This is a genomic window from Paenibacillus sp. Y5S-9, from assembly GCF_036894235.1.
GTDB lineage: Bacteria > Bacillota > Bacilli > Paenibacillales > Paenibacillaceae > Paenibacillus.
Genome location: NZ_CP145887.1, coordinates 1995969 through 2019316, shown reverse-complemented (window position 1 = coordinate 2019316; position 23348 = coordinate 1995969). Strand labels below are relative to the sequence as shown.

The window sequence follows — 23348 nt, the reverse complement described above, 5'->3', positions numbered from 1 at the left end:
AGGAGTGATGATATGAAACCATCTGCCCCGTCCTCTGACATCCATCACACCCGGAGCGCCAAAGGCAAGGCTGGATCTTCAATCAAGCTGTTTCTGGTAATGTGGATTGTCCTCATTGCACTAGGAGTCGTTGGAACCTACTATTATAGTAACCATCTCCAACAACAGATGATTAACCAGCTTCAAGCCCATAATCAGCAGCAGATTGCAGCGCTAAAAACCGACTACGAAAATCAGCTAACAACGATATCCAAGGAAGTAGAAGACCTGCAGGGACAGGTTCAATCCTTCAATGAATTGCTGACTTTCACCAAGGATAATGCAAGTGACAAAACGGATAACAGCAACAAACTGTATACCCAGCTGAGCGAAGTCAAAAAACAACTGGAGACACTCCAGAAAAAGATGGACCTGCTCAAATGATTACACCCGTCAAACAGGTTAATCGTTTTTTTATGCTTGCACTCGCTCCTTTTGTTGGATTGATATTATGCCTGTTGCTGTTTCGTCCTCCACTTGAACCCGGAGGTTTGATGCCTACCGAACTGTCAGAGGATACGATTACACCCCGGACCCAAGCAATTAGCCAAGAGCTTGCGGGGGCAAAAGATGCTGCTGTCCAGACTTCTTCTTCTATTAAAAGAACGACACAGCTCTATAATAAAACAACAAGTACGATGTCTACACTTGTGCAGAAGGCTTCCGCCCAAGCGGATCGTCCGGAAACGATCTACAACAAACGGATTTCATCCAAGCTTGGCGTTCCATTTGAACGGGTAGACAGTGACCGGCTAACGATTGAAATGTACAGAGTGAATCCTGGCAGCTATAAGGGCTATGCCATGAAGATCAAGCTAAAAGACCCTACGGCCATGCAGATGGCTCTAGACAGTGAGCCTGGGCGTTCTGAGACGACCATGCAGGCTGTGAAGCGTAACGGCGCAATTGCCGGGATCAACGCAGGTGGATTTGCTGACAGTGGCGGCAAACGTTATCCACTTAGCACAACCGTCATGGATGGGAAATACGTGAACGGTTTCCAGGCCAGTTTCAAAGATCTGTTTTTTGTAGGACTTAACGATGCCGGCAAACTGGTTGGAGGCAAGTTCTTCGACAAAAACTCACTGGATCGCCTGCAACCACAATTTGGGGCTACGTTTGTACCCGTGCTGCTACAGAATGGACGTAAAACCGCAATTCCCGACAAATGGAAAGTATCACCCAAACGAGCACCACGTACAGTCATTGGCAATTATAAGGATGATCAGTTATTGATTATTGTAGTTGACGGATATAATGAGGGCGGAAGTTCCGGTGCTACCCTTGAAGAGTTGCAAGGGCGGTTGTACAAGCTTGGGGTGATCGACGCCTATAATCTGGATGGCGGTGGATCATCCTCGCTTATTCTGAATAATCGGGTCGTGAATAACCCTTCAGATGGCAGCCTCAGACCGGTGCCCACACACTTTTTATTTTACAAATAATAGGGTGAAGCATTTCTTTTCTACCTATAATGGTTATAATAGAAGAAAATGAGCTTGTGCAGGAGGTGCGAAGGGTATGTCATTTTCACTGACATTCTGGATTATTGCAATCGTATTGACTCTCTTCATTACAGGCATTCTCACTTCATCCTACAACAATGACAAAACAAAAGGCTTGTAAAGGCCAAGCCTCTCTCCGGAGAGGCTTTTTCTATTGCTTCATCCTCGAAATAGCAAGAGACAAGGCTTAAAAGAATGATTCGATTCTTCTAAGCCTTGTCTCTTGCTGTATTCGGGATCAATAGCTAACCGCCCGGTCATTCTCCATAGATATAACCGAATCAGATGGAATAGGCCCACTCACCGACCCACCCTCAACTAATGTCACATAAATTCGTTCATGATCTACGGGTTCTCCAGCAATAATTTTGATCAATTGTTCAGCAGCGAGTGATCCCCACTTGCGTTTGGAATAATCAATGCTTGCCAATCTCGGCTGGACGTACTTGCTCAATTCAATATTGTCGAATCCGATGACGTCAATCTCCTGACCAACGCCAAGTGTACTGTCTGCCAGACGATCACACAAGCCAATAGCCATCTCATCATTGAGGCAGAATACCGCTGCGGGTCCATCATACACCTGCACAATCTGATCTGCGGCTTGTTCTCCACCACTCTTTTCAAAATCTCCCGTAATCTCAATCCATTCCACATCGGCTTCACGTTCAGCAACCTGTCTCACAGCCTTTAACCGCTGCACAGAGTCAAACGAACCTTCCGGTCCGGTAACCACGTAGATTTTCTTATGTCCCCGTTCAATAAGATGTTCCATCGCAAGTGTTGCCCCGGCCTTATTATCCAGCAGAACCTGATTAATGTTGGGATGATCCATCTCACGGTCCAATACAACGATTTTGTGCCCACGATCGGCATACTGCATTAGTTCCTCACTTGCAAACGTATGATCCAGAATGATCGCACCATCAATCATCCTCTCTGGAAGCATGCGATGGGATTGTTTACCACTGCACACGATCAGGTCATAACCTTGAGCATTACATACGGCTTTCATGCCACTCAGCAAGTCTCCATACACATCTCCTCTAAAATCGGTCAAGAATACACCTAGAATTTTGGATTCCCTCTTCTTCAGTGTTCTTGCTGCGGCATTTGGAACATAGTTCAGTTCTTTGGCAATGGCCAAAATTTTGGAACTCGTCTCATCGGTCACTTTGTTGCTGCCATTCAGCGCATATGACACAGTAGAGATGGAAACTCCCGCCTGTTTGGCGATATCCTTGATACTGACCACATTCTTCGCTCCCCTGTTATGTTCATCAGGCCTTTCATAACAAAAGGCCTGACACATTACTCTTTCCATTCACCGGATTAAACAAGTCTGAATGATTTCTTCTGAGTATCCCGACTGTTTGCACCCACAAGAATATGGAACTCGCCTCGATCACTGCGGTGGCTTAAGTCGGAATGGTGATAACGAAGCTGTTCTTCATTTAACGTAAACGTCGCTGTACCACTCTCGCCTGGCGCCAGTGCAAGCTTCACATATCCTTTCAGCTCACGCATAGGACGAACGACTTCACCTGTTACATCACGAACGTACAACTGAACGGTCTCCACGCCTGCGCGCTCACCCGTGTTTGTTACACGTACTTGAATGCTCAGGGACTCTTCGGCAGTCATCTCATTACTTGACACTTCAAGATCACCATAAGAGAACGAAGTGTATGAAAGACCATAACCGAACGGAAGCAAAGGTTCATTCGGGCTGTCAATGTATTTGGATACGTAACGTTCTTCCGTCTTCTCCGGGTTCAGTGGACGACCTGTATTGAAATGGTTGTAATAGACCGGAATCTGACCTACGGACTGCGGGAAGGACATCGTCAGACGTGCGGATGGATTCACTACACCTGTCAGAACATCTGCGATCGCTGCTCCGCCTTCACTACCTGGGAACCAGGCTTCAAGAACGGCATCCGATTCATCGATTACACCATGCAGATCCAATGGACGGCCGTTGAAAATAACGGTGGCAATCGGTTTTCCCGCTGCTTTGAGCTGTTTAACCAATTCCAATTGGGCTGCTGGCAGACGAATATCCGTGCGTGAGCCACCTTCTCCACTCATCTCGGAGTCTTCACCAAGAGCAAGGACAATCAGATCTGCTTTGCTTGCCACTTCCAGGGCTTCGGCAATCTGCTCAGCTGTAATCGTATGAACATTACTGCCTTGAGCAAATTGAACTTTCCCACCTGTCAGGCGCTCTTGCAGAGCTGTTCCCAGCTTAACTGCATCTTCCTTAACCCCTTCACAGGACCACCAGCCCAGAATGTCTGGACTCTGTGCAAAAGGACCAATGAGGGCTACATTAGCTTCCGGTTGAAGTGGAAGAACATTGCCATCATTCTTCAAGAGGACAGCTGATTTTGTTGCCAGTTCATACGATACCTGACGGTGCTCTTTGGAGAAAACAATTTCGCGCTCACGTTCCGGATCGGCTGCACGCAACGGATTGTCGAACAATCCCAGCTTTTCTTTCAGTTGCAAAATTCGCAGAACGGCTTCATCAATGAGCTCTTCTTCCACTTCACCGCTCTCAATCAGCTCAGGCAAATGATGAACATAACAAGGTGTCATCATCTCCATATCTACCCCTGCACGAATGGCACGATATGCCGCTTCACGATCATCTTCTGCAGCACCATGTGCAATCATCTCGCGAATGGAAGCCCAATCCGAGATTAATACACCATTAAAGCCCCACTCGTCACGCAAAATGCCGCGCATTAACTTCTCATTGCCACTTGCCGGAATACCGTCAACCGTATTGAACGAAGTCATGACCATCTCCACGCCCGCATCCAATGCTGCTTTGTACGCTGGCAAATAGTACTCACGCAAATTACGCTCAGACATGTCCACCGTATTGTAATCCCGACCACCCTCAGCCGCCCCATACGCCGCAAAGTGTTTAACACAGGCTGCAAGACGATCTGGCTCATCCTTCAAGTTATCGCCCTGATATCCACGTACAAACGCAGCCGCAAACAAACTGTTCAAATAAGGGTCTTCTCCTGTCGTTTCCATCACACGGCCCCAGCGCGGGTCACGAACCAGATCCACCATGGGTGCAAAGGTAACATGCAAACCGGATACAGCTGATTCACGTGCTGCAATTTCAGCACTTTTCTCAGCCAGTTCTGTGTCCCATGAACAACCGATCGCCAGTGGAATCGGGAAAATGGTTTTGAATCCATGAACTACGTCAGCCATGAACAAAAGCGGAATGCCCAAACGGCTTTTTTTCATATAAGCTTGCTGTACATCAATGATGGCCTGCGCACCGGACAACCCCAGAATGGACCCACTGGCATCCACGGACTGCTCCGTAATTCCCATCTCTTCCATCGGCCCTGTGATCTGACCTTCGACATTTGTTCCTTCATAAAAGTTGGCAGTCAACTGAAGAAGCTGAGCTGTTTTTTCCTCCAACGTCATCTGTTTTACCAGATCTAGCAACTGCTCGTTATTCATTTGATCGTATCCTCCACTATAAGTTGTTGAAATAAAGAACCCGGCTGCGTTCGGGGAGAGACCGCGCACCGGGTTCAAAATGAATTACTGAATGATTACTAGAATTTATCGTTTAGCTCATCCAGATAAGGTTGAACCAGGGACATTTTACTGTTTACCCATTCTTTCCAGTTCGCCTCTAGATCTCCGTTTTTGAGGATCAAATTGGCATATTCGTTCTGGTAGTCGAATGAAGCCTGACTCTTAGCTTTGGAATCGTACAGATTGACATCCCAATCGTATGGTGCAAGCGATTTGCCTTCTGTACCAAGTTTTGCTTTTTCTTCGAACAATTTAACGGCTCTATCACGGTAATCTTTTTTGATTGCAGGGTTTACAACACTGAAGTCGTCACCGAGCAGGTACAGACCTTCGAAACGTGCTGGGTATTTATCTTCCAATACCGTTCCTTCTGGCAACAAGCTAACAAGTTCGTTGTTTTCATCATATTTCCAATCTTTTCCTTCAAAGCCCATGTTGATGAGCAACTGTCCTTCTTTTGTTGCGGAGTAATCGATCAGATCCATGATCCGTTCGAATTTCTCATCACTAATGTCCGGATTGAAGATCAATGCCGACCAGAAGTTGGCTTGCTCCATGTTACGGTATTTACCGTCATCGCCTACTACGATTGCTGTGTGTACCAGTTCATCACTATCTACACCCAGATTTTTTTTCATATCGGAATCCAGACCTTGTCTGTACGAAGCCAGTCCGCCCAGACTTGTTACAGCAGCTGTACCTGTTACTTTGAAGTTGTTTTGACCTTCATTGTTTTTCCATGTGTAGAACTCAGGATTGAGCAGTCCATCTTTATAGGCTTTTTGCATCAATTTAAGTCCTGTCAGCGTTTCAGGATCTGCTGGTCCCCAGTGGAATTGGCCATCTTCACCTTTGTAGAACGGAGAGTCAGTCATGGCATGCACACTGTTAGGCATAATCATGTTTGTCATGGCATCTGCCGCATTATAGGACAGAGGTACAAGTTTGTTACCCACTTTGCCTGGATCTTTTTCTTTCACTAGCGCAGCATATTCGTTCAATTCGGTTGTTGTATAAGCATCTTTCAGTTCAAAACCAACCGCTTCAGCCCAGTCTTTACGAAGCGCAATGACACCAATTTGGTTCGTCAGTGGGTCAGCCGGTTTGTTCTCGAAATAGATTGGTCTAGGCAGGACATATGTTCCACCCGTCAATTCTTCCAATTTGTCTCCAAGACCCGTCAAATTGTAAGCTGCTGCCACGTTAGGCCAGCGTTCTTTCCAGTCATCCGGGAATTTGTAGAACAAACCTTGTTCAATACTGTTAATGGCATCGCCATGTACGTAGTTCCATACCGCTACATCCGGCAAGTCGCCAGAGTTGATCCACAGACGAAGCTTCTCGCCCCATGAATCCCAATCGATATAGTTGTAGTCCCAAGTTACATTGAATTTGTCTGTCCAGAACTTGTGGAAGTCATTATCCAGGTTCCCGTTTTTAATTTCTGTCAGGTTAGCTACAGAGATGGTCAGGTTATCTTTGTAATTTCCCTCTGCATCTTTTTCGTTACCACCTGAAGCTCCTTGGCTGGAACAAGCGGTCACCATCAGCATAACTACACTAAGCGTGATGGCAAAGAGAGCTCTTACTGACAACTTTTTGTTCGTTTTCATGTTTTACCCCCATGTTTTTAGTAGAATTTTATTGCAAAATCCTATACGTATAATCAGGTCTTGATTGCCCCTGTTAATACCCCTTTGGCAAAGTGTTTTTGCAGCATTGGGAAGAAACACATAATTGGTACCATGGTGACAAATACGGCCGCCATCTTCATGCCCATAGAGAAGTTGCTTGCCTGGGCAGCATCCACACTGGATGCATTGGATGCATTCGTCGTAGATGTCACGATAATATTTCGGAGTACATTCTGGAGCGGTAACTGATCCGCTTTTCGAAGGAATATCATCGCATCATACCAACTGTTCCAGTAAGCTACACCGTAGAATAACGTGATTGTAGCCATAATTGGTGTAGCCAGCGGAAGAACAACAGAGAACAAAATTCTCCACTCTCCGGCTCCATCCAGTCTCGCTGATTCCATGAGTGATTCAGGCAAGGTGTAGAAGTAGTTCATCATCAGAATCATGTTAAACGCACTGAAGCTTCCCGCCAGGATAACGGACCACAGCGTACCTGTAAGATGAAGTGATTTCATGATCAGGTACAGCGGTACGATACCACCATTAAAGATCATGGTGAACAGTACCAGGAAAAATATAAATTTCTTAAACGGAAATTTGTTGCGACTAAGGCCATATGCCATGCTTGTTGTCAGGAACAAGCTGAGTGGCAAGCCGATGACTAGCAAAATAATTGTATTTTTGTACCCCGACAGAATCGTTCCGTCAGCGAACAATGCCTTATAGGAATCCAATGTCCATTCTTTAGGGAACATCAAAAATGGATTGTCAGCATATTCTTTTTGTGTTGCAAACGAGATCATGATGACATTCCAGAACGGAATCAGGATCATCAGGGCAAGCACTAGTAATACGGCAAAGATAATGTAATCGAGAAGTGTCATTTTTTCTGTACCAATTCTCGGTTTTTTGTTAGCTTTCTTGCTCATCTCATTTTTCCTCCTCTCTTATCGGAACAAACCGTCTCCGCCAAGCCACTTGGCAAATCTGTCAGCAAGAAGCAGCAAGGCCATATTCACCAGGGAACGGAACAAGCTGACCGCTGTCGAGAATGAGAAATCGGTTGATGACTGGAACGTAATCCGATAGATATATACATCGAGTACTTCCGATACATTTTTGGTAGCGGCATTTGCCAAGTTGAAGATCTGGTCAAACCCGGAAGACATCAATCCACCAACCGACAGAATAAACATGATTGTGATGGTTGGAAGGATGTTCGGTAAAGTAATTTTGAACATCTGTTGCATACGGGAAGCCCCGTCAATCTGTGCTGATTCATACTGATCCTGATCAATACCGGAAATGGCAGCCAGGAATATAATCGCGCCCCATCCACTTGATTTCCAAATATCAGTCAACAGCAACATTGGTACAAAGTTGGATTCGGATCCCAGGAAGTTAATCGTTGGCAATCCGAGTAATCCGAGCGCGCTGTTTACCAGTCCGTCATATGCCAGCACATTGATGACCACCCCGGATACGATGATCCAGGACAGGAAGTGCGGGAACGTAAGAACGGTTTGGAACAATTTTTTCCCTCTGCGCATCCGCAATTCATTCAGCAACAACGCCAGAATGATCGGGAATGGGAACTGAATAATCAGTTTCAGAATATTGATGTACAGCGTACGCCATACTGCGTCGATAAAGGTTGGATCACGGAAAACATATTTGAAGTTCTCGAATCCGCTCCATGGACTTCCCCAGATGCCCAGGTTGGCCTTGTAATCTTTGAATGCCAGAGACAGGCCACCCATCGGCATGTAGGCAAACAGGATTAGCCAGACAAGCCCCGGAATAAGCAGGGTATATGTCATTCGGTGCTTCCAGATTTCAGTCCAGAGCGAATTGCCCTTCACGTTTCCCTTCAGCTTTTTGCTAGGTCCTTCGGCTGCAGGTTTCACATTGCATCTCCTCACTCTACTATGGTCTTGTCGTTGTACAGAAAATCAAACATCGTTCTCAGGTGGTGCTCCCAAAATCTCCATTCATGAGCCCCTGGCGTCTCCACATACCGAAAATCAAAGGCAGTCCCCTGCATGTATTTCGCATAGTCGCGATTCATCTCTACGAAGGGGTCACTATCGCCACAGCAACTGAGGATATCCGGTAAAGGAACACCCTGTTCCAGCAGCTTGGCCGACAGTGCGTAAATATCCTGATCGGCTTTTACCTGTAAACGTTCTCCAAAAACCGCTTTCATTTCCTTGATCATGGTCGTTGGCATATGGGGATCATGAAGTCGTGTCTGGATATCCGTTACGCCGGATAGAGACACGACTTTGCGATATCGCTCTGGATAAGTTAGTCCACATTTCAGTGCACCATATCCACCCATGGATAAACCGGCGACGTACGTTTTCTCCGGATCAGGATTCAGATTGAGTAGACGCTTGCATACTTCAGGTAACTCCTGAGTGATGTAGTGGAAGTAATTCAGGCCGTATTCCATATCCGTGTAATAGCTTCGATTCGCTTCCGGCATAATGATGGTACAGCCATATTGGGCTGCATACATCTCAATTGTGGTTAACCGCTGCCAGGTACTCGCATTATCGCCTGCCCCGTGCAACAGATATAGTGTACCGCCTGAAGTCTCTCCGGAGTCACTGGACACAACATGTATGCTGGTATTCATGCATAAGGTTGGCGATCCAGTTTCGATCGTTATATGTGCCATAATGTAACCCCTCTCATCATCGCCTGCTGTCTTACTCATTCGTTTCTCTGGCGTTGGATCGCAGGCTGTTGTAGATTCCCTTGTATTACGATGGGTTATCGAAACGATTTTCTCGAATCGTTTCAAAACATAGCCAACGTTGATTCACATGGACTTCATTACAACACTTTTAATGTGGAAGCGATTTCTTCGAATCGTTTCGAATAAATCATAAGCCCGATGAGTAAATCCTGTCAATAACCTTTTTACAAATTTCGCGTTTTTTTCTCGAAAAAATGCTGTTTCAAGTCTAAATTTGCGTCCAAAGACACTATTATTACGAAAAAATGAAAATTTAGTAAGTGCTATTACAACTTTAATTGACACCAAACCAGGTTTATACTAACATGGGTTCTGATTTTGCATTCGAATTACGGAAACGTTTCACCAACCGATTTTACTCAGGTTTCACCTGATATCAGGGAGGTTAATATGTCTGAGCAACTCAAAGGTTTCATTCATACGATTACTGAGCAACAATTGAACGTTTTTTCCATTCGCATATTACAAAAAGGGCATCTGCTTGCCCATTGGGACCGGGATAAGGATCAGCGCAGGGTACAACATTCCATCAGCAAATCCTTCACCTGTATGGCCGTTGGACTTGCGCTTAAAGAAGGTCTGTTACATCTGGATGCGACACTTGGTGATTATTTCTCTTATGATCATGTACTCATTGCACAGCACAATCTCCCATCTCCACGGGAATTGAAGTTACGTGATCTGCTCCGAATGTCTTCGGGCCATGACTCTCCCCCTCTTTGGGCTGATGAACGAGCTTCATTGACCGAAAAGGACTGGGCGAAATATTATATGTCTCTGCCTCTGGACCGGGTACCTGGAGAACAATTTACATATAGCAGCGGGGATACATTTATGATCTCAGCCATGCTACAGGCTGCTACCGGCCAAACCGTGAAAGATTACCTGACTCCACGATTATTTGATCCACTTGGCATCCATGATGTAGAGTGGGAAACCTCTCCACTGGGGGTAACACTTGGCTGTGCAGGTCTTTGGATAAGCAATGAGGAACTGAGTCGATTTGGACAGTTACTGCTGCAGGAGGGCCTTTGGGAAGACACACAGCTTGTACCTGCGGATTGGATCAGACAGGCTACGTCCCAGCAGATCGAAACGACTGGAGACGGAGATTGGGGAAAAGGTTACGGCTATCAGTTCTGGATGTGTTCTCATGGCGCTTATCGCGCGGATGGAGCCTATGGTCAATTGTGTATCGTAATTCCCTCAAAGGAAGCTGTCATATGTATTAATAGTGAGGAAGAAAATATGCAAGGCATCCTGAATGCCGTCTGGAATGAGATTTTACCCCTTTACACCCAGCGTTAGTCTACGTATTTTATCTTTTTTTCAATTTGCAATTATGCCATCCACTTGAGAATAAAACAAAAAAAACGTCACGGGGTCAATGGACCCCATGACGTTATTTCTTATCCGTGTTGTGGAAGCTGAGTCATTTCATCTAAACATTGTGCGCATATGTAACGCTCTTTGAACTCGTTGACTTCCTCGATGGATCCGCAGAAAATACATTTTGGACGATATCTCTCCAAGATAATATGGTCCCCTTGTACTAAGATTTCTACAGGATCTCCCTCATTCATTTGATACCTTTTACGCAAAGATTTAGGCAATACGATCCTACCTAATTGGTCAACTTTGCGAACTACTCCAGCTGGCTTCATAGCTACGGCACACCTCTCCTATCTTACTCTAAATTTCTAGGTACATTTGTACTATGTTTATAGATTCGCCAAGATTTTGTCGAATCCTGCTGGAAATAAACATTTTTTGTCCTTTTTTTTGAAAAATGTTTTTTTTCCGAATTCTAGCCGTCATTTATAACCAAAATTTATCCTTCTAACCCCGGGAAATTGAGCTGGCGCAACGCTTCATATACAATAATTGCTGCCGAATTGGACAGATTTAATGATCTAACGTCACCAGTCATTGGCATTTTCATGCATGTATCGGGATTCGCAGCAATTAATTCAGGTGGCAGGCCTTTAGTCTCTTTACCAAAAACGAGGAAATCTCCATCCTGAAAATTAAAATCACTGTATCGGTTCTTGGCCTTCGTAGTTGCGTAGAAGAAACGACCTTCCGGATATTTTTCCTGAACCTCAGCAAATGAGTCGTGGTATTCAATATGAACAGCATGCCAGTAGTCCAGCCCTGCACGTTTCAATGTAGCATCATCTGTTCGAAATCCAAGTGGACGTACGAGATGCAGATGGGTCCCGGTTGCCGCACAAGTACGCGAAATATTGCCTGTGTTCGCCGGAATTTCTGGTTCAACCAGAACGATGTGTAAAGCCATATGTGTTCAATCTCCTTTTCATTTCATGTTGACGACAACCCTCTAATCTTAAAGAAAAGCCCTCCACACGTCAATGTGGAAGGCTCTGGTAAGGCACAGGATTAGACACGAAGGTCCATTACACCGTACCTATACTAATTATCCATTTGTCTTCTGGAAGTGGCTCATGAAGTCGGTCAGTGCCTTAACACTCTCATAAGGAGCAGCATTATAAATGGAGGCACGGAGACCACCCACACTGCGATGTCCTTTCAGACCTACAAATCCTTCTTCCTCCGAAGCCTTGATGAACTTTTTCTCCAGTTCTTCAGAAGCAAGACGGAAAGTTACATTCATGAGAGAACGATCTTCTTGTTCAACACAACCACGGTAGAAATCACCGGAAGCATCAATTGTGTTATAGAGCAATTCCGCTTTTTTCGTATTTTTTTGCTCAATACCAGCCAGTCCGCCCTGTTCTTCAATCCATTTCAATACTTCATTAACCATATATACCGAGAAGGATGGCGGCGTATTGTACAGGGAGTTGTTATCAACATGTGTGCTGTAACGAAGCATAGTTGGAATCGTTTTAGGCGATTCACTCACCAGTTCCTCACGAGCAATTACAACCGTAATTCCGGATGGACCCAGGTTCTTCTGTGCACCCGCGTAGATCATGCCGAACTGATTAAGATCAAATGGTTTACAGAAAATATCACTCGACATGTCCGCAATCAGAGGTACTGAACCGGTATCCGGGAACGACTTGAATTGCGTACCTTCGATCGTTTCGTTGGAAGTCAGATGTACATAAGCCGTACGTTCTGGCAAACTCAGATTCGAAACATCCGGCAATTTCATAAACTTCTCTGCTTCTGAAGATGCAGCAACATGTGTCTCGCCGATCAACTTCGCCTCAGACAGAGCCTTTTTGGCCCAGCTGCCAGTCATTACGTAACTAGCTGTCTGTCCTGCTCCGAGCAGGTTCATTGGCAACATCGCGAACTGAGTGCTTGCACCGCCCTGCAGAAAGAGAACCTTGTATCCTTTTGGATTGCCTAGAAGCGACAATAACCGCTCCTGAGCTTCATTATGTACAGACTCGTACACCGCTCCACGGTGGGACATCTCCATAATCGACATGCCTGTATTACGAAAATCTACAAATTCCGCCTGTGCACGCTCCAGTACCTCAAGTGGTAACGCCGCAGGTCCTGCATTAAAGTTATACGCTCTTTTTGTCACAAAATCCCCCGCCCTTTCCATCCGTAACTCTGACATACAAAGTGAATATTATCGCTATGATATCAGTATTCTCTATCTGCTTCAAGGGCAATATGCACTGAAGTGTTGAATTCAGGTCATCAAATTCCTTTATCACCCTGCAAAGTTAAAGCACTACATTGTTTAATTCAAGGAAAAGCCTCCGAGAGCGTGTCCCGGAGGCTTTAAGTTGGAACAAGAACTGTTCCGACCCCGACCGATTAGCAGTCGAAGTAAAGGCTGTACTCGTGCGGATGAATGCGGATCGCTACTGCTTTTGCTTCATCACGTTTGAGGTTGATGTAGTTTTCAATGAATTCTTTTGTGAATACGCCGCCTTCAGTCAAGAACTCGTTATCAGCTGCCAATGCATCAAGTGCTTCTTCGAGGGAAGCTGGCACACTGCGGATGTTTTCTTTATCTGCATCAGACAGGTCATAGATGTTTTTATCGAGAGGACCATATCCAAGCTCAGTTGGGTTGATTTTGCGTTTGATTCCATCCAGACCAGCCATCAACATTGCGGAGAATGCCAAGTATGGGTTAGCTGTGGAGTCTGGTGTACGGAACTCGATACGACAACCTTTTGGTGTCACAGCTGCAACTGGAATACGAACTGCTGCGGAACGGTTACCTTTGGAGTAAACCAAGTTTACTGGTGCTTCGTAACCAGGTACAAGACGTTTGAATGAGTTTGTACTAGGGTTAGTCAAAGCAATCAGTGCCGGAGCATGGTACAAGATACCTCCGATGTAGTGCAGTGCCATTTCACTCAGGTTAGCATATCCCGCTTTGTCATAGAACAATGGGGAATCGCCATCAAAGATGGATTGGTGAACGTGCATTCCGCTACCATTATCACCGAACAATGGTTTTGGCATGAATGTTGCTACTTTACCATATTGACGTGCAGTGTTGTGCACGATGTATTTGTATGCAAGCAGGTTATCTGCTGTTTTCTTCAGTGTATCAAAACGGAAGTTGATTTCGGCTTGACCCGCTGTCGCCACTTCATGGTGATGACGCTCGATCGACAGGCCTGCTTCTTCCAAAAGACGACACATTTCGCTACGAATATCTTGTTGTGTATCCACTGGCGCTACTGGAACATATCCACCTTTAGTGCGAACTTTGAAGCCCAGGTTACCGCCTTCTTCTTTGCGGTTGGTGTTCCATGAAGCTTCTTCGGAATCTACATAGTAGGAAGAGCTGTTCGTGCCGCTCTCATAACGTACATCGTCGAAGATGAAGAACTCGGATTCAGGTGCGAAGAATGCCGCTGTACCTACACCGCTCTCTTGCAAATAAGCTTCTGCTTTAACAGCGATGCTGCGTGGGTCACGCTCATAACGCTCGCCATCCGGAGTGAAGATGTCACACATAACATTCAATGTAGGGTGTGCAGTGAACGGATCGACATAAGTCGCTTCAGGGTCTGGCATCATAACCATATCGGACTCTTCAATTCCGCGGAAACCTTGGATAGAAGAACCGTCAAAAGCTACTCCATTTACGAACGTGTCTGCATCAACAGCCGAAGCTGGCAACGAGATGTGATGTGCACGACCAGCTAAATCTACAAAACGAAAATCTACCCACTCGATGTTGTTCTCTTGAATTGATTTCAATACGTTTTCAACCGACATGTATTCGTCCTCCCAAATATTCCGAACATTAAACAACCCCACTAAGAAAATGTCTAAATTCGAATTTTTTTCTGTCGTCATTATAAATTTTAAAACCTGACATCGTCAATACTTATGTAAGGTATTTTTTGCGAGTATGTTAGCTATACTCACATTTTATAAATAACCTAAATTCATATAACAACTATAATTATAAACATTTAACTGGTTTAATGCGGTAAAGCGACCCCTTTTTTATCCTAAATCATGGGAAAAACTTCACATCATAAATGTTTCTTATCACCATTGATTAATAAATACGTTCAAAACTGCAAAATATGCAAAAAACCGAGCATCTATCTGATTCCGTTGCAATGAACGAGACCAGAGGAGATGCCCGGATGATGATCCAGACCTTGCCTATGAAATTCTTATTATACGCCTACACGTGCCGGGAAAAATTCTGCCGGTTGTTTGGCTGTGCTGAATGATTTACCCACGATTGGTGCCAATTTCTCCAGATCCTGCAACAGTTTGGCGAATTGGTCAGGGAACAAGGATTGCACACCATCTCCTGTCATGGAGTTATCCGGATCGGTATGCATTTCAATGATCAGGCCATTGGCACCCGCAGCAACGGAAGCTTTTGTCATCGGTTCTACCAGTTCACGGCGTCCAGTACCATGGCTCGGATCGGAAATAACCGGCAAATGGCTCAGAGACTGCAGAACAGGGATCGCTGACAGATCCAGCGTATTCCGTGTGTAGGATTCAAACGTACGAATACCACGCTCACACAGCATAACATTTGGGTTACCACCCGCAAGAATGTATTCAGCCGCATTCAACAATTCATCGTATGTCGCACTGAAACCACGTTTCAACAATACCGGTTTGCCACACTCACCCAATTTGCGGAGCAGGTCAAAGTTCTGCATGTTACGTGTACCTACTTGCAGAATATCGGCGTACTCGGCGCAAATATCCACATATTCGGGTGTCATGACTTCTGTAATGGTCAGCAGATCATGTTTCTTTCCTGCTTCCGCCATCATGATCAATCCCTCTACGCCCGTTCCTTGGAAGCTGTAAGGACCCGTACGAGGCTTAAATGCTCCCCCACGTAACACTTGCCCACCAGCAGCTTTCACAAGCCCGGCAATCTCATCAATCTGTGCAGCGGATTCAACCGCACATGGTCCACCCATGACAACAAGTTCTTTTCCGCCGATATCTACACCCTTGATGGAGATTACCGTATCTTCCGGATGGAAGTCACGGCTTGCCAATTTGTAGGACTTCGAGATTTTAACGACATTCTCGACACCTTTCATTTGGCGAAGATGCTCTTGCATTTTAGGTTCAACTTTACCAATCAAACCAATGATGGTACGATCCTCTCCGCGAGAGATATGCACCTGAAGCCCTTCTTTTTCAATAACTGCAACGATATCCTGAATCTGTTCCTCCGGTGTAGCCTTGCCTGCAATAACGATCATATTAATTCCCATCCTTCCTTGTATGAGAGCACCATAATTTCTTAGCGTGCGTCTGATTAAATATAAAAACTCTGTCGCGCTTAAACGCTTGTTCGCTTTTAAGCTTTTATCCGTTAAAGTGAATATACCATAGTTATCTTATTGCGTCAAGGTACACATTCCTTATCCATATACAAAAAGAACCCTGCTCCACAAGCTCCGACATTCGGATCTCATAACAGGATTCTTCTCATTCACATCTCGTTTTGAATTCACATACACTTAGACTTACTTTTACATTTCCTAAGGTGTACGTGTTTTTTCTCTAACTGGAGGCAACAGTTTGCTCATGTTCACGGTACGTTTGATCTCCCACGTCTCCGGCTTGTCATGTTCATACTGCTCCAGGTAAAGGATGACTTCCTTCGTGATCGGTGTTGGTGTTGATGCACCCGAAGTAACCGCCACCTTATTTACACCTTTCAGCCATTCTTGCTGAATCTCGGAAACATCAGATACACGATAGGCCGTAACACCCGCAATCTCCTCCGACACTTGTGCTAGACGGTTAGAGTTATTGCTGCGAGGATCACCCACCACGATAACCAGGTCCGATTGACCTGCCTGTTCCGCAACAGCTTCCTGACGAACCTGAGTTGCGAGGCAAATCTCATTATGAATCTCTGCGCCCGGAAACTTCTCCAGCAGACGGCTCATAATGTGTTTGATATCCCACTGGCTCATCGTTGTCTGATTCGTAATAAGGATTTTGCCTGGAGACACGTTCAGTTCTTCGATCTCTTCTTCCTTCTCGATCAGATGAACGAGATCTGGTGCAACACCTACGGCACCTTCTGGTTCAGGGTGATTCTTTTTGCCGATATAGATGATCTGATAACCTTCTGCCGTCTTCTCCCGAATGAGATCATGGGTCTTGGTGACATCAGGGCATGTTGCATCCACTGTTGTCAATCCTTTATCCCTTGCCAGCTTACGCACTTCAGGAGATACACCATGAGCTGTGAAAATAATCGTGCCACTCTCCACCTGGCTCAAAATATCCATCCGGTTCGGACCGTCCAATGTAATAATACCTTCATCTTCAAAGGAATCCGTCACATGTTGGTTATGCACAATCATACCCAATATATAAATAGGTCGTGGTAAATCCAGATTGCGTGCCGCTTGACGCGCGAGCACCATCGCATCCACAACGCCGTAACAATATCCCCGCGGCGAAATTCGTAGTACTTCCACTTGGTTGCCACCCGCTTTCTTTCTCGGCAACGTTGCCGATGTAATTGCAGTCCTGTCTATTATACCTTTATTCGATAGGCGGAGCAAAGACAACCGGCAACCAGATAATAAAGGTGGTTCCTTCTCCACGTCTGGTCACAACCTCAACCGATCCATGGTGTTCCTCAATAATCCACTTCGCAATCGAAAGTCCCAGACCTATGCCCGGTGTAGCCCCACGGGATTCATCTGCCCGATAGAAGCGATCAAAGATGAACGGCACTTCGTCCCGATCCATCCCAATACCGGTGTCGCTGATGCGTAGTCCCACCTGACCTTTGTATAATACGGCATCCAGCGTCACAGAGCCTTCAGGTGTGTATTTAAACGCATTTTCGATGAAAATAAACAACATCTGTTGGAGATAGTCCTTACTACCGTTTACATAAATGCCGTTAAGGATGGAAAAATCTCCTGGAAGCCAGTCTGCCTGACGATCCAGAAATTGTGCTCTGCGTGCCACTTCCTGTACGAGTATCTGCAGCGGAATCGGATTCAGTTCAATTTTCTGACCCGTATCCGCTCTCGCCAGCGATAACATGTCGCTGATCAGCCTGCTCATACGTTTTCCCTCGTCCGCCATGTCTTCAATGGCTTCCAGCGACATTTGTTTGACGGTCTCCTCATCCAGATTCGGTCGGTCGGTTCCCTCCTGATCCCATAACTTCTTCAGGAAGTCCACGTTCCCGCGAATGGTGGTCAGCGGCGTACGCAGTTCATGCGATGCATCGGATACAAAGCGGCGCTGGGCAGCATTCGTCTCCTCCAAACCACGGAATGACAATTCTGTACGTTCAAGCATATTATTCACCGTTTCAATCAGACGCCCGATCTCATCCTTCGGCCCAGCATATTGAATACGTACACTTAAGTCATCTCCAGATTGAATCTGATTGGCGGCATCAATGACAGTCACGAGCGGACGCATCGACTTGCGAGCCAAGACGAGACCTGAGGTAATAGCCAATGCCATCGCTACCAGCCAGCCAAAAACCAAAATATTAAGCAACGCTTCCAGCAAGCGCTCCTGTGAACTTACATTCGCACCAACCTGAAGAATCCCACGTACTTCATTGGTTCCCTGAAGAGAAAGGGGAAGCTGATTCACCAGAAAGGGTGTACCATCCACATAGATCTTGGATATGCCTCGCTTTTCAAGAATTTCATTGGCTTTTAATACCGGAAACTGAATCTCCAGTTTTTTCATATTGCCAGAAATTATGCCTGAGCGACTCTGATAATCCCAGAGTTGAATGTAAATTTGTGCCTCCTGAAGCTGACTCTCTGTAAAGGGGTCCAGATCCAACGACTGTGAAAGAGGATTAACACCAATCTGTTCCGTAATCCGGGTACTCTTCACCTTCAATTGCTGTTCGACTTCCTGATAGGAGTTAAAATACACAAAGGCATAGATTACAACGCCCCAAAAGATAAGAACAGCCGCCAAAATGCCAGAATACCATGCGGTTAGTCTTAACCGGATGGACATATCAAGAGTCACCTCTCAGAATATAGCCGGCTCCCCGGATGGTCTGGATTAGACGCTTGCCACCGTATTCTTCGGTCTTCTGTCTGAGCATGGCAATGTACACTTCAAGCACGTTAGACTCACCGCTGTAATCATAACCCCAGATTTTATCCATAATCAGATCACGGGACAGTACCCGTCTTGGATTTTGCATGAACAGATTCAACAGTTCGAATTCTTTGGCAGTCAGCTCCAGCCGCTGCCCATCTCGCAATACTTCACGTGAGTCATTGTCCAAAATGATATCTTCATACATTAAGCGGTTGTCCGGCGTACCCCCACTATCTGACTTGCGGCGCAGCAATGCACGGACACGTGCCAACAATTCTTCCAGCGCAAAAGGTTTTACAAGGTAGTCATCGGCTCCTGTGTCCAGTCCGGTCACCCGGCTCTGTACTTCATCCTTGGCCGTCAGCATCAGCACAGGCACTTTACTGCCTGCTTCTCTCAATCTGCGACATACCTCAAATCCGTCAATCTGCGGCATCATCACATCCAGCACAACGATGTCCGGCTCCTTGTCCATCAGTTTGCTGAGGCCTTCAGCTCCATTGGAAGCCGTCTGTACCTCATATCCTTCAAAAGCCAGCCCCCGGCGGAGCATGGATACAATTTTTTCGTCATCATCCACAATCAAAATAGTTGAGCGCATGGTGGTCTTTCTCCTTTATCCTAACGTTTTATCCCATTGTAACAGGCAGAAGCACAATCTGCATCTTCAAGTAGGCGTCTCCAATCCGTCCTGGTCCATTGTAACCTTGCTCCATCAGGGCAAAAAAAACGGAAGGGCCTTCAAACCCTTCCGTTCTGTCAATCCTTACCTGATATTTATGGTTGCTGCTGTTGTGTATCTGTTGTTTGTGAAGTATCAAAATCATTTTTGTTGCCGATTTTGATTTTCAGATCCATCTTCTTACCGTCACGTACCACGTTTAATGTCACTTCACTGCCGATTTCCTGTTTCTTGATAAAATCAATCAGATCTTGACTTGTCGCGTACGGCGTACCGTTGGCACCTGTGATGATGTCATATGCACGAAGATCTGCTTGGTAAGCCGGTGATTGGAAGATCGTGCTGGCTACGACAGAACCTTCGGTAACGTCTGTTCCCATTTGTTTAGCAACTTCAGGCGTGAGAGCCATCAGAGACGCACCGATAAAGGGTACTGGCTCTTTGGGAACTTCTTTGTTTTCTTTAAGATATTTAACAGCTTCAGAAATGACGCTCGACGGGATTGCAAAACCAATACCCTGTGCATCTGCGCTTACTGCAACGTTCATTCCGATAACTTCCCCATTCAGGTTAAGCAACGGACCACCGGAGTTACCCGGATTAATCGAAGCATCTGTTTGCAGCAGATGACTGTACTCACGTGTTTTTCCTGTTTCTTCATCTGGAATGCTGATCGTACGTTCTTTGGCACTCAATACACCTGCTGTAACCGTGTGTTCGAATCCTTCCGGGTTACCAATAGCTACAAGCCATTCACCGACTTGAGTACTGTTGGAATCACCCAGTGGAGCTACAGGGAACGCATCGTCACCACTGTTTTTCTCAATTTTCAATACAGCCAAATCCAGATCAAAGCTGCTTCCCAGCAATTTAGCTTCATAAGGTTTGCTGTTGTTCTCCAGGGTTACCTGGATTACGTCTGCACCCTGAACCACGTGTTGGTTCGTCAGGATATATCCTTCTTTGTCAAAAATGAATCCGGAACCAATGCCCATAGGCACAAGCTGATTACTACTTTGTGGTTGCTGGCTTTGGCCTTGATTGCCTTCTGTTCCGCCGCCATTACCGAAGAAGTATTGGTACAGCGGATCACTTGTATTTGATCCACCCTGACCCAATCCTGTACGTGAGGACTGCTTCGCGAGTGTTTCAATTTTGACGACAGCCGGACTTGTACTTGTTACTACGGAAGACACATCTTCTTTGCCTGTTGGCAGTAACGACGCTGTGACATTGTTGCCTCCGCCTGTGTTTGTGGACGCTTCCTGTCCTGAACTTTGATTGTCCGTGTTCGTAAGTGCCGTCTCCGGTGTAAACATGTTTGTTCTGTCAGCTGTGTACATGAGAACGGTGATGACCAGCATACCGGCAATAAAGGAAAATAGAAGTGATCTTACGGAAGAACGTGGCTTGCGGTTATTATAGTTCCAGTTGCCTTTGCCGCCATTCCCTTGATCTCCACCGTTACCTGAGCCGTTTCCGCCGCCTGCTGATGATCTTTTCGCTTGTTCGGATGATTCACTATTATAGTAAGTAGGTACGGGTCTCACCGGATCAGGTTTTGTAATCTCTACATTTCCTTCTTCACGCTGATTATTGCTTCCCATGTGATTTGCTGTATCTTCCTGATTCACGGACTGAAAAGGTCCATAAGAATAATAATAGGAGGATTCGTCCGTTCCGGAAGAATTGCGGTTCTCCGTTTGTTTGGTTTCGTTTTCCTCGTCTTGACGGTTCGATCTATAGTTGCGTTCGTCCATGCCTCTCTACCTCCCAATCTCTTATTCCCAAGAGATATTCTTTAACTGTCCTTATTTTGTACTTTAAACCTTAACCGTACCTTAAAAACAATTAAAAAGGAGATAAAAGCACGTAAGAATAGACTCTTTTCCCCGTCATGACAGCATTTTACCCTTTCGTTTTCACCCATCCCTGACGATGCGCATAGATTGCCAATTGTGTACGATCATCCATCTCACATTTCATCAGCAGGTTACTCACATGTGTTTTGACGGTTTTGATACTGATATGTAATTCTTCTCCAATGTCTTTGTTGGTCTTCCCCTCTGCAATAAGCAGCAGCACTTCCTTCTCCCGTTCAGTCAGACCCGATTCACTCTCTCTCGCTGTACGTTGTCTGATTCCCCGGGTTAACGCCTGCGACACATCACCTGTCATAACAGGCATGCCTCTATAGGCCCCTTGCAGAGCATAGATCAGTTCTTCAGCAGAGACTGTCTTCAGTACATAACTTACCGCACCCGCTTCAATCGCTTGCACAACCAGATCATCCTCCAGGAAACTGGTGAGCATCACAATTTTCATCCCTGGAAATTCAGTCATAATGGCTTTTGTTGCTTCAGCGCCATTCATTACCGGCATCATCAGATCCATTAGAATCAGGTCCGGCATTTCACTATCATTTAACTTACGTAACTGATCAAGCGCATCCTGCCCGTGGCCCGCTTCTCCCATCACATGAAAAGTAGGTTCCAGCATTAGATATGTTTTCAACCCCATGCGCACCATATCATGGTCATCCACAATCATCACGTTTACTTTACCACTCATTCCGTCTCCCCCTCTGGTTCACTCAGGAACGTTCGGGAATTTCGGGATCAATACCCGCACCGTCGTTCCCGCTCCCGGTTTCGATATAATCTGAACTTGCCCCCCAAGCTTCTCCGCCCGTTCACGCATGGTAGATAACCCGTATGAACCCGGACGCTCCGCTTGCTGCAAAAATCCCTGACCATCATCGCTGATGCTCATGCTGATCTGATGTTCACTCTCCCGTATGGACAGACTAACCACTCCCGCCTCTGCATGCTTCACAACATTGGCAACTGCCTCCTGAATAACAAGAAACAGCTGGTGCTCAATGGCATCCGAGATTCCGCCATCCAGTTCCAGCTCTTTCACACCTTTAAGACCATTCTGCCTGCAATAATCAGGAAACCAACTATCCAGTGCTGCGGTGAGGTCACGCCCTTCCAGCTCCACCGGTCGAAGTTGGGCAATCAGTCCTCGCATCTGACGCTGTGCAATATGTGACATCTGGATCAACTGGTCCAGTACTTTACCGCCATGTTCAGGATTCATCTCCAGCAGACGAGGTAAGGACGAAGCCGACATATGCATGGCAAACAGCTGCTGGCTAACCGTGTCATGGAGGTCCCTTGCCATTCGTTTGCGCTCTTCAAGCACAGCCCGCTCCGAGGCTTGCTCCTTCTCAATGACTTCCTGCTCACCGAGGCGCTGAAGCAGTCTCATCTTTTTCTCAATTGAATCCATCATGACATTGAACTCCTGATAGACACGACCAAATGAAGCGTCATCCGCTTCAGGCATGCGCACCGCCAGATTACCCTTGGATACTTTTAACATGTTGAGATCTAGCAGGTCGATCTTACGCTGAAGTCGTAATGCAGCGATATATCCGGTAATAACGGTGGCCAGCACAACAACGGCTACATAGGTCCATGCCCGCTGACGACCAGCCCCCATCAATACCTCTCCATACAATAGATAGAAGCCGCCCAGCGTAATCAGACCAGTTAGCGCAAAATACATCATCAGTTCCCATTTATTGGCCTTGAGAATTGTTCGAATCATGC

The 23348-nt window shown here is 45.9% G+C and carries 20 protein-coding genes; 3 read left to right on the top strand and 17 right to left on the bottom strand.

Annotation, left to right across the window (positions count from 1 at the left end):
* Positions 1–12: 12 nt before the first annotated feature.
* Both V6669_RS09070 and V6669_RS09065 read left to right on the top strand, forming a co-directional pair.
* Positions 13–423: a uroporphyrinogen-III C-methyltransferase gene (locus V6669_RS09070; RefSeq protein ID WP_017689578.1), complete on the top strand. Its 411-nt coding sequence runs from the start codon at positions 13–15 to the stop codon at positions 421–423.
* Positions 420–1484: a phosphodiester glycosidase family protein gene (locus tag V6669_RS09065; protein ID WP_338593034.1), complete on the top strand. Its 1065-nt coding sequence runs from the start codon at positions 420–422 to the stop codon at positions 1482–1484. Before V6669_RS09070 ends, V6669_RS09065 begins: the two co-directional genes overlap by 4 nt.
* A gap of 298 nt (positions 1485–1782) precedes the next feature.
* Here V6669_RS09065 and V6669_RS09060 read toward each other — a convergent pair whose 3' ends face one another.
* From V6669_RS09060 to V6669_RS09035, 6 genes are all read right to left on the bottom strand, one after another.
* On the bottom strand, positions 1783–2799 hold the full coding sequence (locus tag V6669_RS09060) for a LacI family DNA-binding transcriptional regulator (RefSeq protein ID WP_338593031.1): 1017 nt from the start codon (positions 2797–2799) through the stop codon (positions 1783–1785).
* 77 nt (positions 2800–2876) lie between these two features.
* A complete protein-coding gene (gene bglX / locus V6669_RS09055) occupies positions 2877–5042 on the bottom strand; it encodes a beta-glucosidase BglX (RefSeq protein WP_338593028.1) in 2166 nt (721 codons plus the stop codon).
* Positions 5043–5140: 98 nt separating this feature from the next.
* Positions 5141–6736 carry an ABC transporter substrate-binding protein gene (locus V6669_RS09050; protein ID WP_307538221.1) on the bottom strand — a complete coding sequence of 532 codons (1596 nt, stop codon included), beginning with the start codon at positions 6734–6736 and terminating at the stop codon, positions 5141–5143.
* Positions 6737–6789: 53 nt separating this feature from the next.
* The gene (locus V6669_RS09045) at positions 6790–7692 is read right to left on the bottom strand and encodes a carbohydrate ABC transporter permease (protein WP_289391845.1); all 903 of its coding nucleotides are present in this window, start codon (positions 7690–7692) and stop codon (positions 6790–6792) included.
* Between the two features lie 18 nt (positions 7693–7710).
* The gene (locus tag V6669_RS09040) at positions 7711–8670 is read right to left on the bottom strand and encodes an ABC transporter permease subunit (protein ID WP_017689585.1); all 960 of its coding nucleotides are present in this window, start codon (positions 8668–8670) and stop codon (positions 7711–7713) included.
* Positions 8671–8681: 11 nt separating this feature from the next.
* On the bottom strand, positions 8682–9446 hold the full coding sequence (locus tag V6669_RS09035) for an alpha/beta hydrolase family protein (RefSeq protein ID WP_338593018.1): 765 nt from the start codon (positions 9444–9446) through the stop codon (positions 8682–8684).
* A 471-nt stretch (positions 9447–9917) separates the two neighbouring features.
* Here V6669_RS09035 and V6669_RS09030 point away from each other — a divergent pair, with 471 nt between their 5' ends.
* Positions 9918–10835, top strand: coding sequence for a serine hydrolase (locus V6669_RS09030; RefSeq protein ID WP_338593015.1), 918 nt, complete (start codon positions 9918–9920; stop codon positions 10833–10835).
* Positions 10836–10936: 101 nt separating this feature from the next.
* Here the strand turns inward: V6669_RS09030 and V6669_RS09025 are convergent, their stop codons facing one another.
* The 11 genes from V6669_RS09025 to V6669_RS08975 form a co-directional block, all read right to left on the bottom strand.
* Positions 10937–11191, bottom strand: a complete 255-nt coding sequence (locus V6669_RS09025; RefSeq protein WP_036610032.1) for an AbrB/MazE/SpoVT family DNA-binding domain-containing protein — start codon at positions 11189–11191, stop codon at positions 10937–10939.
* Between the two features lie 167 nt (positions 11192–11358).
* A complete protein-coding gene (gene trmL / locus V6669_RS09020; protein WP_017689589.1) occupies positions 11359–11826 on the bottom strand; it encodes a tRNA (uridine(34)/cytosine(34)/5-carboxymethylaminomethyluridine(34)-2'-O)-methyltransferase TrmL in 468 nt (155 codons plus the stop codon).
* A 138-nt stretch (positions 11827–11964) separates the two neighbouring features.
* Positions 11965–13053 (bottom strand): 3-phosphoserine/phosphohydroxythreonine transaminase, encoded by a 1089-nt coding sequence (gene serC / locus V6669_RS09015; protein ID WP_074094319.1) that lies wholly within the window; start codon positions 13051–13053, stop codon positions 11965–11967.
* Positions 13054–13292: 239 nt separating this feature from the next.
* Positions 13293–14717 (bottom strand): type I glutamate--ammonia ligase, encoded by a 1425-nt coding sequence (glnA, locus tag V6669_RS09010; RefSeq protein WP_074094318.1) that lies wholly within the window; start codon positions 14715–14717, stop codon positions 13293–13295.
* Between the two features lie 413 nt (positions 14718–15130).
* Positions 15131–16195 (bottom strand): 3-deoxy-7-phosphoheptulonate synthase, encoded by a 1065-nt coding sequence (aroF, locus tag V6669_RS09005; protein WP_338593007.1) that lies wholly within the window; start codon positions 16193–16195, stop codon positions 15131–15133.
* Between the two features lie 282 nt (positions 16196–16477).
* Positions 16478–17431 (bottom strand): 4-hydroxy-3-methylbut-2-enyl diphosphate reductase, encoded by a 954-nt coding sequence (locus V6669_RS09000; RefSeq protein ID WP_036669829.1) that lies wholly within the window; start codon positions 17429–17431, stop codon positions 16478–16480.
* Positions 17432–17498: 67 nt separating this feature from the next.
* Complete coding sequence (locus tag V6669_RS08995) at positions 17499–18959, bottom strand: HAMP domain-containing sensor histidine kinase (protein WP_338593004.1); 1461 nt, start codon at positions 18957–18959, stop codon at positions 17499–17501.
* A gap of 1 nt (position 18960) precedes the next feature.
* Entirely contained in the window at positions 18961–19650 is a 690-nt protein-coding gene (locus V6669_RS08990; protein ID WP_091014684.1) for a response regulator transcription factor, read from the bottom strand.
* Positions 19651–19826: 176 nt separating this feature from the next.
* Positions 19827–21491 (bottom strand): trypsin-like peptidase domain-containing protein, encoded by a 1665-nt coding sequence (locus V6669_RS08985; protein ID WP_091014685.1) that lies wholly within the window; start codon positions 21489–21491, stop codon positions 19827–19829.
* Positions 21492–21639: 148 nt separating this feature from the next.
* Positions 21640–22302: a response regulator transcription factor gene (locus V6669_RS08980; RefSeq protein ID WP_017689597.1), complete on the bottom strand. Its 663-nt coding sequence runs from the start codon at positions 22300–22302 to the stop codon at positions 21640–21642.
* A gap of 18 nt (positions 22303–22320) precedes the next feature.
* The gene (locus tag V6669_RS08975; protein ID WP_036669825.1) at positions 22321–23346 is read right to left on the bottom strand and encodes a sensor histidine kinase; all 1026 of its coding nucleotides are present in this window, start codon (positions 23344–23346) and stop codon (positions 22321–22323) included.
* Positions 23347–23348: the final 2 nt, after the last annotated feature.